Annotated in this window: 13 protein-coding genes and 4 pseudogenes; 12 read left to right on the forward strand and 5 right to left on the reverse strand. The window is 31.8% G+C overall.

All coding sequences use genetic code 11. The features are described from left to right. Nucleotides 1-63 precede the first annotated feature (63 nt). Entirely contained in the window at nt 64-1011 is a 948-nt protein-coding gene (locus tag AC0L5U_RS19375; RefSeq protein ID WP_473418065.1) for a glycosyltransferase family 2 protein, read from the reverse strand. Then, nucleotides 1008-1583 carry a DUF4199 domain-containing protein gene (locus AC0L5U_RS19380; RefSeq protein WP_473418066.1) on the reverse strand — a complete coding sequence of 192 codons (576 nt, stop codon included), beginning with the start codon at nt 1581-1583 and terminating at the stop codon, nt 1008-1010. The genes AC0L5U_RS19375 and AC0L5U_RS19380 overlap by 4 nt, the downstream gene beginning before the upstream one ends. Nucleotides 1584-1739: 156 nt before the next feature. On the opposite strand from AC0L5U_RS19380, the gene AC0L5U_RS19385 reads away from it, so the two are divergent. The 3 genes from AC0L5U_RS19385 (at nt 1740) to AC0L5U_RS19395 (ending at nt 4350) form a co-directional block, all read left to right on the forward strand. Further along, nucleotides 1740-1991: a type B 50S ribosomal protein L31 gene (locus tag AC0L5U_RS19385; RefSeq protein WP_473418067.1), complete on the forward strand. Its 252-nt coding sequence runs from the start codon at nt 1740-1742 to the stop codon at nt 1989-1991. A 158-nt stretch (nt 1992-2149) separates the two neighbouring features. Continuing rightward, nucleotides 2150-3349: a GlmU family protein gene (locus tag AC0L5U_RS19390; RefSeq protein ID WP_473418068.1), complete on the forward strand. Its 1200-nt coding sequence runs from the start codon at nt 2150-2152 to the stop codon at nt 3347-3349. Between the two features lie 80 nt (nt 3350-3429). Continuing rightward, nucleotides 3430-4350 carry a TolB family protein gene (locus AC0L5U_RS19395; protein ID WP_473418069.1) on the forward strand — a complete coding sequence of 307 codons (921 nt, stop codon included), beginning with the start codon at nt 3430-3432 and terminating at the stop codon, nt 4348-4350. 11 nt (nt 4351-4361) lie between these two features. On the opposite strand, the pseudogene AC0L5U_RS19400 reads toward AC0L5U_RS19395, so the two are convergent. Next, nucleotides 4362-5987 (reverse strand): annotated as a pseudogene (locus AC0L5U_RS19400) (ABC transporter substrate-binding protein). A 90-nt stretch (nt 5988-6077) separates the two neighbouring features. Between AC0L5U_RS19400 and mtaB the strand changes: the two are divergent. Together mtaB and AC0L5U_RS19410 are read left to right on the forward strand one after the other, a co-directional pair. Beyond that, complete coding sequence (gene mtaB, locus AC0L5U_RS19405) at nt 6078-7412, forward strand: tRNA (N(6)-L-threonylcarbamoyladenosine(37)-C(2))-methylthiotransferase MtaB (RefSeq protein WP_473418070.1); 1335 nt, start codon at nt 6078-6080, stop codon at nt 7410-7412. After that, a complete protein-coding gene (locus AC0L5U_RS19410; RefSeq protein WP_473418071.1) occupies nt 7405-7896 on the forward strand; it encodes a hypothetical protein in 492 nt (163 codons plus the stop codon). The genes mtaB and AC0L5U_RS19410 overlap by 8 nt, the downstream gene beginning before the upstream one ends. Before the next feature lie 60 nt (nt 7897-7956). On the opposite strand, the gene AC0L5U_RS19415 is transcribed toward AC0L5U_RS19410, so the two are convergent. After that, entirely contained in the window at nt 7957-8253 is a 297-nt protein-coding gene (locus AC0L5U_RS19415; RefSeq protein WP_473418072.1) for a GNAT family N-acetyltransferase, read from the reverse strand. Nucleotides 8254-8368: 115 nt separating this feature from the next. Between AC0L5U_RS19415 and AC0L5U_RS19420 the strand changes: the two genes are divergently transcribed. Then, entirely contained in the window at nt 8369-9034 is a 666-nt protein-coding gene (locus AC0L5U_RS19420; RefSeq protein WP_473418073.1) for an alpha/beta hydrolase family protein, read from the forward strand. Between the two features lie 36 nt (nt 9035-9070). Next, nucleotides 9071-9992, forward strand: a pseudogene (locus tag AC0L5U_RS19425) (lytic transglycosylase domain-containing protein). A gap of 91 nt (nt 9993-10083) precedes the next feature. Here the strand turns inward: AC0L5U_RS19425 and AC0L5U_RS19430 are convergent. Next, nucleotides 10084-10661: pseudogene (locus AC0L5U_RS19430) on the reverse strand (tetratricopeptide repeat protein). A 207-nt stretch (nt 10662-10868) separates the two neighbouring features. On the opposite strand from AC0L5U_RS19430, the gene rpmH reads away from it, so the two are divergent. From rpmH to AC0L5U_RS19455, 5 genes and pseudogenes are all read left to right on the forward strand, one after another. Further along, nucleotides 10869-11030, forward strand: coding sequence for a 50S ribosomal protein L34 (rpmH, locus tag AC0L5U_RS19435; protein ID WP_473418074.1), 162 nt, complete (start codon nt 10869-10871; stop codon nt 11028-11030). 113 nt (nt 11031-11143) lie between these two features. Next, a complete protein-coding gene (carB, locus tag AC0L5U_RS19440; RefSeq protein WP_473418075.1) occupies nt 11144-13996 on the forward strand; it encodes a carbamoyl-phosphate synthase large subunit in 2853 nt (950 codons plus the stop codon). Between the two features lie 395 nt (nt 13997-14391). Beyond that, on the forward strand, nt 14392-15321 hold the full coding sequence (locus tag AC0L5U_RS19445; protein WP_473418076.1) for a M43 family zinc metalloprotease: 930 nt from the start codon (nt 14392-14394) through the stop codon (nt 15319-15321). A 53-nt stretch (nt 15322-15374) separates the two neighbouring features. After that, nucleotides 15375-15581, forward strand: a pseudogene (locus tag AC0L5U_RS19450) (PKD domain-containing protein); the annotation flags it as partial. Nucleotides 15582-15623: 42 nt separating this feature from the next. After that, nucleotides 15624-17300, forward strand: coding sequence for a T9SS type A sorting domain-containing protein (locus AC0L5U_RS19455; protein WP_473418077.1), 1677 nt, complete (start codon nt 15624-15626; stop codon nt 17298-17300). The last annotated feature ends 25 nt before the right edge of the window (nt 17301-17325 follow it).

The raw sequence follows: 17325 nt of genomic DNA on the forward strand, positions 1-17325 counted from the left end.
AAAAAATATAACTTTAAAACAAAGTCTTTTTGAGTAAAAATCTACGAAAATTAAGTAATAAAACTAGAAATTCAACTCATTTTTAATTAAATACCTACGCTTATCTGGTCTGTTTCGTAAAATAAGTTCTCCTAAAAAGCCAGCTACAAAAAATTGAGTACCAATAATCATTGTGGAAAGTGCAATATAAAATTGAGGGCGTTGTGTAATTAATCGTCCGGTTTTGTGTATAAATAATTTGTCAATTCCTAAATAAAGTGCGAAAGCAAATCCAATTCCAAACATTATAACTCCTAAAGCACCAAACAAATGCATTGGACGTTTTCCAAAGCGAGATAAAAACCAAATAGTAATTAAATCTAAAAAACCATGTATAAAACGATCCATACCAAATTTAGTTTCTCCATATTTCCGTGCTTGGTGTTTTACTACTTTTTCTCCAATTTTGCTAAAACCAGCATTTTTAGATAATACGGGAATGTAGCGATGCATTTCTCCATTCACATCAATATTTTTGATAACTGCTTTTCTATAAGATTTTAGTCCGCAATTAAAGTCGTTCAGTTTTACTCCTGATGTTTTTCTAGCAGCCCAATTAAATAATTTAGAAGGTAGGTTTTTAGAGATTACTGAGTCGTATCGTTTCTTTTTCCATCCAGAAACCAAATCAAAACCATCAGATTTAATCATGTTGTATAATTCTGGAATCTCTTCAGGGTTATCCTGTAAATCAGCATCCATTGTAATGACCACCTCTCCTTCGGCTTTTTCAAAACCTGCATGAAGTGCTTGAGATTTTCCAAAATTTCTTAAAAAACGAATGCCTTTTACATTAGCGTCTTTTTCTGAAAGTTTAGAGATGATGTTCCATGAATTATCAATACTTCCATCATCAATAAAAATAATTTCATACGAAAAATGATTAGAATGCATGACTTTTACAATCCAATCATGTAACTCGTTTAAAGACTCTTCTTCGTTAAGTAGTGGTATAACTACGGATATGTTCATTTAAGATTTTTGACAAAATTCAATTCAAAAATAATGAATTTATGCTTCGTCTGGGTTATTTTTTTCATAACCGCTGCTACAATAAGACCAATAATTGTTAATGGAAGTAAATAATTTAAAGCTAGGCTTTGTAAAACGTTACCAATAGAAAAAAGATTTTGAGATTCCATTTTTTCTACTGTTTCATCAATTGCTTCGCTAGGTACGTTAAACCCTTCAAGCGTTTGGACAACTTTTTCTACAGCTTTGTCTCTGAGTAATTCAGAAGCTTCAACATCAATAAAGTTAAATAGGATAAATGATACAAGTGAGCTTATTATAAGGCCAATTAAAATTGTAATAAAGTAAGAGGTAAATGCTCCTTTAAATGAAATAAATCCATTGAAAGTGCTTTTTGTTTTTACAATTGCTACAACCCCAAAAACAATCATGATAATATATAAAGAAATGCCATAAACCGTATTTACAAATAAGCTAATGTCTATTGCATATATTAAAACAGTTAAAATTGATAAAGCAACACCTAAATACAAGCCATAATTAGTAGCAATAGATTTCAAAGATTTTTCCATAATGTTTTGATTAATTTATTAGTTAGATGGTTAGTAACCAAAGATAGCAAAACGTTACACATTAAATTAAATAAAAAATAATAAAAAGTATTGTGAATTTGTAAAAAATACTTAAATTTGCACCTCTAAAAAATTAAGATTTAAAGCGTAAAAGCGATGAAAAAAGGTATACACCCAGAAAATTATAGAATTGTAGCATTTAAAGATATGTCTAATGATGATGTGTTCTTAACAAAATCTACTGCAAATACAAGTGAAACTTTAGAAGTTGATGGTGTTGAATACCCACTAGTAAAAATGGAGATTTCAAGAACTTCTCATCCTTTTTACACAGGTAAATCTAAATTAATCGATACAGCTGGACGTATCGATAAATTCAAAAACAAATACGCTAAGTTTAAAAAATAACTTAGTTTACCACAATATTAAAAAGCCTTTCAATTTTTTGGAAGGCTTTTTTATTGTGTCTTTTTAAACTACTTTTGAAATTATAATTTGTTTAAAGTTTATGTTGTAAACTTCAAACTTCAAACTTCAAACTTCAAACTTCAAACTTAAAACTTGTCATGAACTACATTCTTTTTGATGGCCCTTCTAGAAACAATTTATTACCATTTACTTACACAAGACCGGTTGCCGATATTCGTGTTGGGATTTTAACTATTCGTCAAAAATGGGAAGCATATCTTGAAACAACTACAACTACGGTTACTGAAGATTATTTATCTGAAAAATTTCCAATGGTTGAAATGGAAAAGAATGTAATGATTAATGCATCTTATCTTCCAAATGCTGAGTTAGTTGAAAAAATTAAGGGTTTAAAGCAGAATGAAGCTGTATTTAAGGATGAAGATGTGATAGCATTTTATGCAGAAGAAGGCGAAGAAAATATAGATTTTGAAGCTTTTGATGCTATGGAGTTTAAAGGAGAATGCCTCAAAATAGAAAACACTTGGGATATTTTCTCAAAGAATGGAGAAGCTATTCAAGAAGATTTTAATTTGATTACCAAGGATAGAACATCACAACCCATTCCAGCAAGTAATAATATTATTTCGGCAGAAAATATTTTTCTTGAAGAAGGTGCCAAATTAGAATTTACAACACTTAATGCAAGTAGTGGGCCAATATACATTGGTAAGGATGCTGAAATCATGGAAGGTGCCATCATTCGTGGTCCATTAGCTCTATGTGAAAGTGCAGGTGTGAAATTAGGTGCCAAAATTTATGGACCTACAACCATTGGGCCTCATAGTAAAGTTGGCGGAGAGGTAAATAATTCTGTAATTTTTGGCTATTCTAACAAGGGGCATGATGGTTTCTTAGGAAATTCTGTACTAGGCGAATGGTGTAATTTAGGAGCAGATACCAATAATTCTAACTTAAAGAACAACTATGCTGAAGTTAGATTATGGGATTACCAAACTGAAGGTTTTGCAAAAACAGGTTTACAGTTTTGTGGTTTAATGATGGGAGATCACAGTAAGTGTGGTATTAATACCATGTTTAATACGGGAACTGTTGTTGGTGTTAATGCTAATATTTTTGGAAGTGGTTTTCCAAGAAATTTTGTACCTAGCTATAGCTGGGGAGGAAGTGGTGGATTTACTACATACTTAACAAAAAAGGCATTTGAAGTAGCAAAAGTTGTAATGTCTAGACGGAAATTAGAATTTACAAATCAAGACAAAGCTATATTAGAACATGTTTTTGAAGACACAAAAAGTTTAGACGTGATTGATTTAGTTTTAGAGTTAATTTACTAAAAAAGTAATTCATTCATTTCTAGTGTTTTAATATTGATATGAGTGAAACATTTGTATATTTGTAATGCAAATCTCTCGACATGTATAAGTTAGTGCTCTATATATCTTTTTTATTACTTTGTCATTTTGGATTTTCTCAAGATTCAGAATATCAGATTAAAAATGTAAATATCAACAATGAATTTCCTCATTTTGGAATTATGCCTACCCAAAGCAATCAAATTCTTTTTACGTCATATTTGTTAAATAAAAAGGGCAAAGTTAAAGTTGCTTTTAGTGGCGAGGGTATATTAACAGTTTACAAAGGCGATATTAGCGAAAATGGAGATATTACTAATGTTACTCCAATTAAAATAGACCCAAGTGCTGAATTAGGAAATATTACAAGCGCAGTTTTAAGTGTAGATGGTAAACATCTATATATAACTACAACATATACCTCAAAAAATAAACCTAAAGGGAATTTTGATAAGACAAATTTTCACATTGAGGTTGGAGAACTTAAAAATGGTGTAGGTTTTACAAATTTTAAGGTGTTATCATTTTGTAAGCCTAGGTTTTCTTATGCACATCCATCTCTAAGCCCTGATGGAAAAACATTGTTTTTTACTGCTGATGTAAAAGGAGGTAGAGATACAACTAAAGGCCCTTCAGATATTTTTAAAGTTGATATTTTAGAGAATAACACCTTCGGAAAAATTAAAAATTTAGGAAGTAGAGTCAACTCATATAGTCGTGAAATGTTTCCTATAATGAGTCAAGATAATACTTTATATTTTTCTTCTAATAACTCCAAAGGTCTTGGGGGTTATGATATTTATAAAAGTAAAATGAACGAAGATGGTACTTTTGCGAAAGCTGAAAAGTTGCCAAAACCTTTCAATAGTACTAAAGATGATTTCTCATTAGTGATGCTACCCAATGGAAAATCAGGGTATTTTGTGTCCAAACGAGTTAAAGGAAAAGGAGATGATGATATTTATTATTTTACTGTTAAATAGAAATAACAGCTTTAATTCTTAGTCTTTTTCACATACCTCAAATCCAATAAATTTATCGGATTAATTCCTAAGCCTTTTACGTTTTTTCTTGTAAACCTTACTACTTCGTCATAAAATAAAGGCACCATAATCGCGTTGTCCATGGCTATAGAGTCTATAGTTGTGTATAAATGTTTTCGTTTTTCAATATCAGAAATGGTAAACGCTTTATTGTAAAGGCTATCTACTATATCGTTTTTAAAATGAAAATAGTTAGAGCCGTCTGGTGCAAAGTTTTTACTGTAAAAGATGGATAAATAATTTTCAGCATCTAAATAATCGGCAACCCAAAGAACTTCTAAACATATCTACTTTTCCATTAGATCTAGAAGATCTTAAAGTGGCCTCAGGCATGACATCAACATTAATTTTTAATCCTGATTTTTGTAATTCTCGCTGAATAAATTCACAAAAACTCAAATAGTTGCTAGAGGTTACTAATGTTATTTCAGGATTAGCAATACCGCTTTCTTTTTTAAATTGCTCTATAAGTTGTTTTGCTTTTTTTGGTTGATACGTAAAACCAATAGATTTGCTGTATCCAGAAAGGCCAATAGGAATAAAACCTCCATTTGCTGGATTTCCTATACCATTTCTTAAATACATTATCATTTTTTTCTATCAAAACCAAAGTTAATGGCTTTTCTGATGAGTTTAGATTTTATTTCGGGAGTTTCAGAACCGAGATAAAAACCTAAATATTCTGAGTTTAAATAAGGGCCTGTAGTCATATCTACTGAAGTAGCGTAGGTATCCCTAAGCTTGCCATCGGCTGTCAATAATTCATCTTTGTATGAAGCATCTAATGATTGTAAATAATCAATATTACCTTGTGCAAATTGCAAAAATTCACTTTGCTTATCAGGCAAAAAGGTTAATGCAATTGCTTCTAAATAAGGTAATTGTTTGCCTTTTTTATCTTTTTCAAAATAATTTTCATTGCGTCTAAAAACCAATTTTATATTTTCTTCCCATCGCTTAAATTTAAAAGGTCCTGTGCCAATAGGATGAGAGCGGAATTCGTTAGCATAATGTTCAACAATTTCTTTAGGCACCACAGAACAATATTTCATAGTTAGTAAACCAATAAAAGCTGGGAAGGGTTGTTTTAAAGTTATTTCAAAAAGTGTATCGTTAATTGCTCTAAAATCGTCAACTTTATTTAAAACCCAACTTCCAGAAGCTGCGATTTTTTCATCTCTTAATCGGTTTAAACTATAAGTGAAATCTCCAGCGTTAACGGTTCTTGTAGAATCTTTTCCAAATAATTCATGCTTATGGAAATAAACGTCATTTCTTAAGGAAAATTTGTATTTGAGTCCATCTTCAGAGATGGTCCAATTTTTAGCAATACATGGTAAGATATTTAGTTTATCATCGAGCTGTACCAAACCATTAAATAACTGGTTGCAAACCGAATTGTCTTGTAAAGTTCTAGAAAAAGCAGGATCTAGAGTGTTTATATTGGCATGTTCATTATAGCGAAAAACAAGATGCTCCTTGTTTGAATTAGAATCTTTTCTGCAGGAAATAAAAAAAACAACGATACAACTAATTGATAAATAAGTAATTATTTGATTTGAAACATGTTTTATCATATAACTTATTAGTTGTAAATTTGCAGTCTTTTAAAAGGATTAGGTAAATATAATGAGTTTTTCCATCGTGTTGGAAATAGAAACGTTGTAATGAACAAAAAAGTCGCATTTTATACTTTAGGTTGCAAACTGAATTTTTCAGAGACCTCTACCATTGCCAGAAATTTTACTGATGAAGGTTTTAGTCGTGTGAACTTTTCTGAAAAAGCAGATATTTATGTAATCAACACTTGTTCGGTAACCGAAAATGCAGATAAACGTTTCAAAATCATTGTAAAGCAAGCGCAAAAATTAAATCCAGATGCTTTTGTTGCGGCGGTTGGGTGCTATGCACAGTTAAAACCTCAGGAATTGGCTGATGTAAATGGTGTGGATTTAGTCTTGGGAGCGACTGAAAAATTTAAAATTACAGATTACCTGAACGATTTATCCAAAAACGATTTTGGAGAAGTACATTCTTGTGAAATAGAAGATGCTGATTTTTATGTTGGAAGTTATTCCATAGGAGACAGAACACGAGCGTTTTTAAAAGTTCAAGATGGTTGCGATTATAAGTGTACTTACTGCACAATTCCTTTAGCGCGAGGTATTTCTAGAAGTGATACCATGTCTAATGTTTTGGAAAATGCACGAGAAATTTCTAAGCAAAACATTAAAGAAATTGTTTTAACAGGAGTTAATATTGGGGATTACGGAAAAGGAGAGTTTGGTAATAAAAAACACGAACATACGTTTTTGGATTTAGTAAACGAATTGGATAAAGTTGAAGGTATTGAGCGTTTAAGAATCTCATCTATTGAGCCAAATTTATTAAAAAATGAAACGATTGATTTAGTGTCAAAATCCAGAGCTTTTGTACCTCATTTTCATATTCCATTACAGTCTGGAAGTAACGAAATTCTTAAGAAAATGAAGCGACGCTATATGAGAGAATTGTATGTAGATCGCGTTTCAAAAATAAAAGAAGTCATGCCACATGCTTGCATTGGTGTAGACGTTATTGTTGGTTTCCCTGGAGAAACTGACGCCCATTTTCTAGAAACGTATAATTTTTTAACTGAATTAGATATTTCATATTTACACGTGTTTACTTATTCTGAAAGAGACAATACAGAAGCAGCAGAAATGGGTGGTGTAGTACCAAAAAACATAAGAAGCAAGCGCAGTAAAATGTTACGAGGTTTATCTGTAAAAAAACGTCGTGCGTTTTATGAAAGCCAGATTGGTTCAACACGAACCGTTTTATTTGAAAGCGAAAATAAGGAAGGTTATATTCATGGTTTCACAGAAAACTATGTAAAAGTAAAAACACCATGGAATCCAGAATTGGTAAATACTTTACATCAAGTAGAGCTCACAAAGATTGATGAAGATGGAGTTGTTAGATTTGAGTTTATTAATATTTTAAGTAGAATTGATGAGTAAAAAATTATCAACTAAAAACGATAAAAATTTTATTCAATCATCGTTTGATGATGCTATTGATAAGTTAAAGTCGGGTTTAGATAAGGTTTCAGATTTTGGAAACTTCACAAAAGATAAAACTGTAAATTTTGTAGAAAGTATTGCAGAACTAATTCCAATAATTGAAAAAGCTGGTTATAGAACTAATAGGTTTATTGTAGGTATCTCAATTCCTCCTTCTGTTCAACTTCATTTACATCGCTACAAAGAGGTTTCTGATAAAGAAATTGAAGGCATAAAGTTAGAGTATAAAGACAAGAAAATATTAAAAATAATATTGTCATCTTTAATAACCGTAAATAACCTTCAAGGAAAACTTTCTATTGGTGATTTAGTTTTTAGTGAAGTTGCTATAGATATAACGTTGCCACCAAAAATTAGTATTAGATATTTAAATAAAGATATTGCTAAATTAGAAAAAGAAATTGATCTGTTTAGTGAATAAAAAAATCTGAAGCGATTAACTTCAGATTTAAAATATTTATGTGCAAACGTATAACGCTGCTTATATTCTTACGCCAACAGGTAGCATTCTTTTATATTTTCTATTGCCTCTTACAAATTTTGCTATAGAAGGGCATGTTGGCATCACACTTAAGTTACGACCTCCAATTTCTTCAAATACAGCTGATAAGAATTCTTTTTTAAAGCCTTCGTCTTCAACACCTTCAGGAATTATCAACTTGGTTAAGAAAATCTTTCGTTCTTGTAAAGAATATTCGATTTTTGCCAATTGTCCATCAATTTTTATTTCAAATTGACGTAAAAAATCATTGTCAACTAATTCTGCAGCTTCAACCATGGTAAATTTTGTTTTATTTCTAAGGAATCTATAATAGTGAGTACTATTTCTCTAACTTTGTGCAAAAGTACGAATAAAAATCGATATTTTAAAGTAAATCCAAGGTTAAAACCTTATGAGTCAAGAGATAATACATGTTTATTTAATGCCTGGAATGGCTGCGAGTCCTTTAATTTTTGAGCGTATTAAACTGCCTGGAAATCAATTTAAAATTCATTTGTTAGAATGGTTTGTTCCTGTGAAAAACGAATCATTAAGTGAGTACGCACAACGAATGGCTAAAAATATTGAGCACGAAAATATTGTTTTGTTAGGAGTTTCTTTTGGAGGTGTTCTCGTTCAAGAAATGTGCAATTATGTAAGTGTAAAAAAACTTATTATAGTTTCTAGTGTGAAATCTGTTTCAGAATTACCAAAGCGAATGCATATTGCAAAAACAACTAAAGTATATAAATTATTACCAACTCAATTGGCGAGTAGTGTGGATTTATTTGCCAAATATGCTTACAGTAATAAAATTAAAAAGCGATTGAATCTCTACAAAATGTATTTATCGGTTAGCGATAGTAAGTATTTAGATTGGGCAATAGAGCAGATGTTGCAATGGAATCAGCAAAAGTGTATTTCGGAAATTATTCATATTCACGGAGATAAAGATGCAGTTTTTCCAATTAAAAATATTTCTAACTGTATTACAGTAAAAAATGGAACACATGCCATGATAATCTATAAATACAAGTGGTTTAATGAGAATTTGCCACATATAATTTTAGAAAACTAAGAAAAAAATTTTACCTTTAAACCAAACTTATTAAAGATGAAGACAATACAGAAATTATTGGCGCTAGTGGGATTACTAAGTTTATGTTTGTTATTTACCTATGCCCTACAAGATGCACCTACTGATGAAAATTTTGAAAAGAAATTAATTAACGATTATAATGTTTATGCATTACAAGTTCCAGATGATTTGGCATTTGCAGGCGAACCTGGTGCCTCTTAAAAGCCCAGATATTATGGAACGTATGGATAGAGAACTTTTAGTGAATACGTATTGGCAATCTAATGGACTGTTGATGTTTAAGCGTGCTAAAAAGTACTTTCCAGTTATAGAACCAATTTTGGCAAAACACGGTGTGCCAGACGATTTTAAATATTTAGCAGTTATAGAAAGCGGATTAACCAATGCAGTTTCTCCAGCAGGCGCAAGAGGTGTTTGGCAAATTATGCCTACTACAGGTAGAGAGAATGGGCTAGAAGTAAATAAAAATGTTGATGAGCGTTATAATTTAGAAAAAGCCACAAATGTAGCTTGTAAATATTTACTAAAAGCTAAAGCTAAATTGGGTTCATGGACACTAGCCGCTGCAGCTTATAATGCAGGTAACGCTGGGGTTTCAAGGCGTTTAAAAGAGCAAAACGTATCAAATTATTACGATTTATTGTTAGGAGAGGAAACAGGTCGCTATCTTTTTAGAATTATAGCATTAAAAGAAATTTTATCTCATCCTGATAAATACGGCTTTAATTTTAGAGAAAAAGATTTATATACAAATGTGCCTACTTTTAAAATTGAAGTAGATACTGCAGTTACTGATTTTACAAAATTTGCCAAAAGATTTGGAGTGAATTACAAAATTTTAAAACTGCATAATCCTTGGTTAAGGGAACCACATTTGAATAACAAGTCTAGAAAACAGTATTTCATTGAAATTCCCAAAGAAGGGTATTATAATTAAGCTTCAAATAAAAAGGAGTTTCGCTTTAGGTTTTTAAAAAAAGTAAAAACCTAAAAATCCAAATAGTAAAAATAACCCAAAATAGTAATTTTTATCTCCCACGTCTTTTTTGAGCTCTGGCAGAACCACCTGCACCAAAATGTTGGTTTGGTCCAACAGCCTGTTTCATGTTTTGCTTCATCATTTTAATTTGCTCGTTCAGCATGCCATGTTTATCTAATTTTTGAGCCTCAGATAATAACTTTTGCGCCTCTTGCTTTCTACGTTTAGAAAAGGCAATCCCTGCAAGGTTTAATTTTGCCATTGCCATATCATGATCCATAGATAAGCCCAATGATACCGCATTTTTAAAATACTTTTCGGCATCATTCATATTATCCTGCATTACCATGATACCATGTAAGTAGTTATAATACCCTTGTTGTTTTTTTACCAGGGCAGCTTGAGGGTTTTTGATTTTATCTAACCATTTTTTGCTCCTGCAAAATCTTGCTTACGTAGTCTTAAGAAAGAAAGCAGTATAAATTCATTTTTAAAATAAAGAAATATAAAAATACCAGATAACAAAATAAGAGAAATTCCATTTCCTATATTACCCTCAGTAAATTGATAAACAGCATAGGCTATAATTCCTGCGGCTAAAATTAGCTTAATAATTTTGTTGTACATTTTTGTAATTTAAATTGTAATTTTGGGTTGTTTTATATAGAATAATTGCCCTTTTTATTTCGAATTGCAAAGAAACTAAAATTTTCTCAAAAAAATATTATTAAAATAGGTTTGTGAAATAAAAAAGCTTTGTATATTTGCCCCCAGTTTTGACTAAGGGTCAAGAATTTCAGAAAAAATACAATTCAGATTTAAAAAAATAAGACAATGCCAAAAAGAACGTTTCAGCCATCAAAAAGAAAGAGAAGAAACAAACATGGTTTCAGGGAAAGAATGGCTTCTGCCAATGGTAGAAAAGTACTTGCTAGTAGAAGAGCAAAAGGAAGAAAAAAATTGTCTGTATCATCTGAAACTAGACATAAGAAATAATGATTAACAATTGTTGATAATTAAAAGGTGTTACTTAACGGTAACGCCTTTTTTTATATCTACTGATTGCTATTTTTGTAAAAAATTGAAACTCAATATATAACCAGTAAAAAATGCCGAAAAATCCAAAACTAAAATCGATACTAATTATTGGCTCAGGTCCAATCATCATTGGGCAAGCATGTGAATTTGATTATTCAGGAACTCAAGCTTTACGTTCGCTTAGAGAAGAAGGAATAGAGACAATTCTTATCAATTCTAACCCTGCAACTATCATGACAGACCCCTCTATGGCAGATCATGTTTACTTGTTGCCATTGAACACAAAATCCATTATTCAAATATTAAAAGAACATCCGCAAATTGATGCTGTGTTGCCAACAATGGGTGGGCAGACTGCACTAAATTTATGTATTGAGGCTGATGAAAAAGGCATTTGGAAAGATTTTGATGTGGAAATTATTGGTGTAAACATTGATGCCATTAATATTACTGAAGATAGAGAACAGTTTAGAGAGTTAATGCTTAAAATTGGTGTGTCAATGGCACCTCAAGCTACAGCGAACTCATTCTTAAAAGGTAAAGAAATAGCTCAGGAGTTTGGATTTCCCTTAATTATTAGAGCGTCATTTACATTAGGTGGAGCAGGAGCTTCATTTGTATATAAAGAAGAAGATTTTGATGAGTTATTAACACGTGGTTTAGAGATTTCTCCTATCCATGAGGTAATGATTGATAAGGCTTTAATTGGTTGGAAAGAGTATGAGTTAGAGTTGCTTAGAGACTCGAATGGTAACGTAGTTATTATATGTTCTATCGAGAATATGGACCCTATTGGTATACATACAGGAGATTCTATTACAGTAGCGCCAGCAATGACTCTAAGCGACAAAACCTATCAAAAAATGCGTGATATGGCGATACATATGATGCGTAATATAGGCGATTTTGCAGGAGGATGTAATGTACAGTTTGCTGTTTCTCCCGATGAAAATGAAGATATTATTGCCATTGAAATTAATCCTCGTGTGTCGCGTTCTTCCGCATTGGCAAGTAAAGCAACCGGTTATCCTATTGCAAAAATTGCCGCTAAATTAGCGTTGGGGTATCATTTAGATGAATTAAAAAATCAAATTACAAAATCTACTTCAGCATTATTTGAGCCAACTTTAGATTACGTAATTGTAAAAATACCACGTTGGAATTTTGATAAGTTTGAAGGTTCTGACAGAAGACTAGGCCTACAAATGAAATCCGTAGGAGAGGTTATGGGAATTGGACGTTCTTTTCAAGAAGCACTCCATAAAGCTACACAATCTCTTGAAATTAAGCGAAATGGTTTAGGAGCAGATGCCAAAGAGAATAAAAACTATGACCAAATTATAGAAAAACTCACAAATGCCTCATGGGACCGTGTGTTTATTATTTATGATGCAATTGCTATGGGAATTCCGTTGAGTAGAATTCATGAAATCACAAAAATAGATATGTGGTTTTTAAAGCAATACGAAGAGTTACATTTCTTGAGACAGGAAATTTCAACTTTTACAATTGATACCATTGATAAAGAATTATTACTTGAAGCTAAGCAAAAAGGTTATGGAGACCGACAAATAGCACATATGTTGGGTTGTTTAGAAAGTCAAGTATATTCTAAGCGTGAAGAGTTAGGTATTAATAGGGTTTACAAACTAGTAGATACCTGTGCTGCGGAATTTGAAGCTAAAACACCATATTATTATTCAACGTTTGAAAGTGATATGGAAACTACCGATGGTAAGCGTTATCCAGATAATGAAAGTATAGTTTCTGATAAGAAAAAAGTAATTGTTTTAGGTTCTGGACCAAATAGAATTGGTCAAGGTATTGAGTTTGATTATTGTTGTGTTCACGGGGTTTTGGCTGCCGCTGAATGTGGTTACGAAACCATTATGATTAACTGTAATCCTGAAACGGTTTCAACAGATTTTGATACAGCCGATAAATTATACTTTGAGCCTGTTTTTTGGGAACATATATATGATATCATTAAACATGAAAAACCAGAAGGTGTTATTGTGCAACTAGGTGGACAAACGGCCTTGAAACTTGCAGAAAAACTAACTAAATATGGGATTAAGATTTTAGGAACTAGTTTTGAGTCTTTAGATTTAGCTGAAGATAGAGGGCATTTTTCAAGGTTATTAAAAGAGAATAATATTCCTTATCCTGAATTTGATATTGCAACTACAGCTGATGAGGCCTCGGAAATTGCTGACAGATTAGACTTCCCGATTTTAGTACGTCCGTCTTACGTTTTAGGTGGTCAAGGCATGAAAATCGTTATCAATAAAGAAGAATTAGAAAAGCATGTAGTTGATTTATTGAGTAGGATGCCAGGCAATCAATTATTATTAGATCATTATTTAGATGGTGCTATAGAAGCTGAAGCCGATGCGATTTGTGATGGAGAAAATGTTTACATTATAGGCATCATGGAGCATATTGAACCTTGTGGTGTACACTCAGGAGACAGTAACTCATTACTACCGCCATTTAACTTGGGAGATTTAGTGATGCAACAAATCATAGAGCATACCAATAAAATTGCACTAGCACTTAATACTGTAGGTTTAATAAATATTCAATTTGCTATTAAAGATGATACAGTTTACATTATTGAAGCTAATCCAAGAGCCTCTAGAACTGTACCGTTTATTGCAAAAGCCTACGGAGAACCTTATGTAAATTATGCAACAAAAGTGATGTTAGGAGAGAAGAAGATTAAAGATTTTGATTTCAAGCCAAAATTAAATGGTTATGCCATCAAACAACCCGTTTTCTCTTTTAATAAATTTCATAATGTGAATAAGAAATTAGGGCCTGAAATGAAAAGTACAGGAGAAAGTATCTTATTCATTGATGGGTTAAAAGATGATGCATTTTATGATTTGTATTCTAGACGTAAGATGTATTTGAGTAAATAATACCTTGTAAACATATTTTGAAAAAAAGCCGCTTTATGCGGCTTTTTTTAGTTTTTAATTGTGATGAATAGTTTAATTACTTTCAACTAATCAATCTTTCGATATGCATTTTAACTGATTTTTTAGCATTTTATAGATAAATCAACAAAATTTAGTTATATATTAGCCTTTTAAATTTTAATAACCACCCAATCAAATGAAAGCAAAAAACTACTTTTTAATACTGATTTTTTTTATTGTTTTTTCAAACTTCAATATAAATGCGCAAACTTTGCAACCTATAAAATCTGAAAAAAGCAACAAGTTAGTAAACCCTGATTTTTGTGGAACAGACTTTTTCCATGAGCAAAGAATGATTAGCTGACCCTGTATATAAGGAAAGGCATATTCAAGCAATGAGAACTATTCAAAAGGTTAGTTCTCAAAACAAAACATTGATAAATGGTATTTTACAAGTACCAATTGTAATCCATGTAATGCACAAAGGTGAAGCTGTAGGATCCGGAACAAATATTTCAGATGATGATGTAAAGCGAGGACTTCGTTATTTAAATAACTATTGGAGAAAAGTTGCAGGTTCAGAAGGAGATGGTCAAGGTGTTGACATGAAAATTGAATTTGTTTTGGCAGTTCAAGATGAAAATGGTAATTGTACCAATGGAATAGATCGTGTAGATATGAGTGGTGTACCTGCTTACGTAAGTAATGGAGTAAATAGAAGTGAAACTTCAGGAATTCCAGATTATTCACCTAGTGGTGGAATAAATTCACTTAAAGAATATAGTATTTGGGATACTACAAAGTATTATAATGTATGGCTTGTTGACGAAATAGATAATAAAAACTGTTCAAGTGGAGGTTTTTTTACTGCAGGTTATGCTTATTTTGCTAGTGCACATGGGGAACTTTATGACGGTTCAGTTGTTCTAACATGTAGTTTCTTAAATGAATCTTCTTCAGTTTGGGCTCATGAAATGGGACATGCTTTTAATTTACTTCATACTTTTAATGGCGATGATCCAGATAATAATGTATGTGGTGATGATGGTATTTTAGATACTCCAAGCCATATTAGAACTTCTTCATTTACCCCTTCAATTTATTTTGATTGTAGTAATAGTGATGCAAATACATGCGACCCAAGTTTTAATCAAATCATAAATCCAGATACTAATTTTGTCAGAAATACTGGAACACATCAGGATCATATGCATAACTATATGGATTATTCTGGATGTACAACTGAGTTTACTGGAGGGCAAAGATCTTTAGTAACAGCTACGCTAAACGGAGCTAGGGCTTCTTTTTATCAAGTCCAGCATTAACACCAACGGCAACTGCTACTGTATTTTTTACTTCTGATAAAACTAACGTATGTATAGGTGAGTCTGTAACATTTACAGATGCATCAGCCTGTACTCCAAATTCATATACTAATAGTGGCTATGATAATGTAACTTTTTTATGGACAATAGATAATGGTGTTGATACGCCTTATTCATCTACAGATCAAAACCCAACGATTATCTTTAATAATTCAGGTACATATGATGTAACTCTTGCGGTAACAAATCCACAAGGAACTGTTAGCTTAACAAAAGTTGGAAGTATAAATACTAGCTCTGGAGTGGTATCTGCATGTTCTTTATCTAGTACTAATGATAATGGTCAATTTGGTGTTGGGGTTACTAATGTTTCATTTAATACCTTAAATAATGCTACTAGTACATTTATACCAACTGGTGCTATGAATGACTTTACATGTTCTAGTAATACGAGTATTAACAAAGGGAACTCATATGATTTAAATGTTAATTATAAAACTTCTACAGTAAATACTGGGACTGTAAATTTAGAAGTATGGATAGATTGGGATAATAGTGGAACATTTCAAACATCTAACAGTAATAGTGTTAACGAAAGAGTTTTGATTGATAATATTTCATCTGGTACAGGTTCGCCTACAATAAGTATAACACCCCCAGCATCGGCTACAATAAATACGTTATTAAGAATGCGTGTTATTACTGATTTAAATCAAGCTCCAAGCCTATGTGGAAATGGTTTTATTCAACGTGCAGATGATTATGGTGTAACTGTTAAAGCGGCGTGTACTAACCCAACTGCAGTTATTACAAATAATAGTGGGACAAGTATATTAACTTGTATGGCACCTTCAATAAGTTTAACCGCAACAGGAGGCGTAAGTTATAGTTGGAATAACAATATGGGCATAACACCTACAATTTCAGTAACCGAACCTGGAACTTATACTGTAACTGTTACAGATTCTAATGGGTGTTCAGATACTGAGAGTATAGTAATTACAGAAAACAAACCTCTACCCACAGCAGTAATAACAAATAATACAGGAGCTACAGCTCTAACTTGCGATATAACTTCTATAAGTGTCACGGCTTCTGGAGGTGTTAGTTATAGTTGGGATAATGGATTGGGCAATAGTGCAGGAGCATCTATAACTTCTACAGGAACTTATACAGTTACAGTAACTGCTGCCAATGGTTGTACTGATACCGAGAGTATTGTTGTAACTGATGGAACAACAACACCAGCTTGTTTAATTTCTAGTACTAATCAAAATAATAATTTTAGTTGTGGTGTTAGAAATGTTTCTTTTAATACTATAGATAATGCCACTAGTGCTTTTATTCCTAATGGAGCTATGCTGGATTTTGTATGTTCTGATAAAACAACTTTGGCTGCTGGAGTAGCATATGATTTAGATGTTACATATGAGTCTAGATCTGGTGCAAGACAATACTTAGAGGTATGGATTGATTGGGATAACAGCGGGACTTTTGAAGTATTTAATACTAGTGGAGATAACGAGAGAATATTGACAGATGATATTCCTGAAAATGATATTACAACTCAATCTGTTAGCATAACTGCTCCAGCTAATGCTGTGAAAGACGTGTTATTAAGAATGCGACTAATGACAAACTATGGTGTATCTCCTGTTATGTGCGGTAATGGACTAGTGCAACGTGCAGATGATTATGGTGTTTTAGTGACTGCAACTTTAGGAGTAAATGATATTAGCAATGATTCTGAAATTAGAATTTATCCTAATCCAGTTCAAGATTTTTTAAATATTTCATCAAAAAATAATTCTGAAATTAAAAGGTTAGAGATTTTAGATATCACAGGAAAGAAACTAAATTCCAAAAAAACAGCAAATACTATTGGAGGTGTTGATGTTTCAAATCTTCCAAGTGGATTTTACTTTTTAAAATTAAAAACAGATACAAGTGATTTAATCTTTAAGTTTGTAAAGAAATAAAAAGATTAAATTATATATAAAAATA

The sequence above is a fragment of the Jejuia sp. G7-7 genome, from assembly GCF_055808955.1.

What these genes read in the sequence shown, in the direction of transcription:
- AC0L5U_RS19395 (WP_473418069.1), top strand. Translation starts at nt 3,430, where the DNA reads ATGTATAAGTTAGTGCTCTATATATCTTTTTTATTACTTTGTCATTTT.
- AC0L5U_RS19375 (WP_473418065.1), bottom strand. Translation starts at nt 1,011, where the DNA reads ATGAACATATCCGTAGTTATACCACTACTTAACGAAGAAGAGTCTTTA.
- AC0L5U_RS19380 (WP_473418066.1), bottom strand. Translation starts at nt 1,583, where the DNA reads ATGGAAAAATCTTTGAAATCTATTGCTACTAATTATGGCTTGTATTTA.
- AC0L5U_RS19390 (WP_473418068.1), top strand. Translation starts at nt 2,150, where the DNA reads ATGAACTACATTCTTTTTGATGGCCCTTCTAGAAACAATTTATTACCA.
- AC0L5U_RS19385 (WP_473418067.1), top strand. Translation starts at nt 1,740, where the DNA reads ATGAAAAAAGGTATACACCCAGAAAATTATAGAATTGTAGCATTTAAA.
- AC0L5U_RS19410 (WP_473418071.1), top strand. Translation starts at nt 7,405, where the DNA reads ATGAGTAAAAAATTATCAACTAAAAACGATAAAAATTTTATTCAATCA.
- AC0L5U_RS19415 (WP_473418072.1), bottom strand. Translation starts at nt 8,253, where the DNA reads ATGGTTGAAGCTGCAGAATTAGTTGACAATGATTTTTTACGTCAATTT.
- rpmH (WP_473418074.1), top strand. Translation starts at nt 10,869, where the DNA reads ATGCCAAAAAGAACGTTTCAGCCATCAAAAAGAAAGAGAAGAAACAAA.
- AC0L5U_RS19420 (WP_473418073.1), top strand. Translation starts at nt 8,369, where the DNA reads ATGAGTCAAGAGATAATACATGTTTATTTAATGCCTGGAATGGCTGCG.
- mtaB (WP_473418070.1), top strand. Translation starts at nt 6,078, where the DNA reads ATGAACAAAAAAGTCGCATTTTATACTTTAGGTTGCAAACTGAATTTT.
- carB (WP_473418075.1), top strand. Translation starts at nt 11,144, where the DNA reads ATGCCGAAAAATCCAAAACTAAAATCGATACTAATTATTGGCTCAGGT.
- AC0L5U_RS19445 (WP_473418076.1), top strand. Translation starts at nt 14,392, where the DNA reads ATGAGAACTATTCAAAAGGTTAGTTCTCAAAACAAAACATTGATAAAT.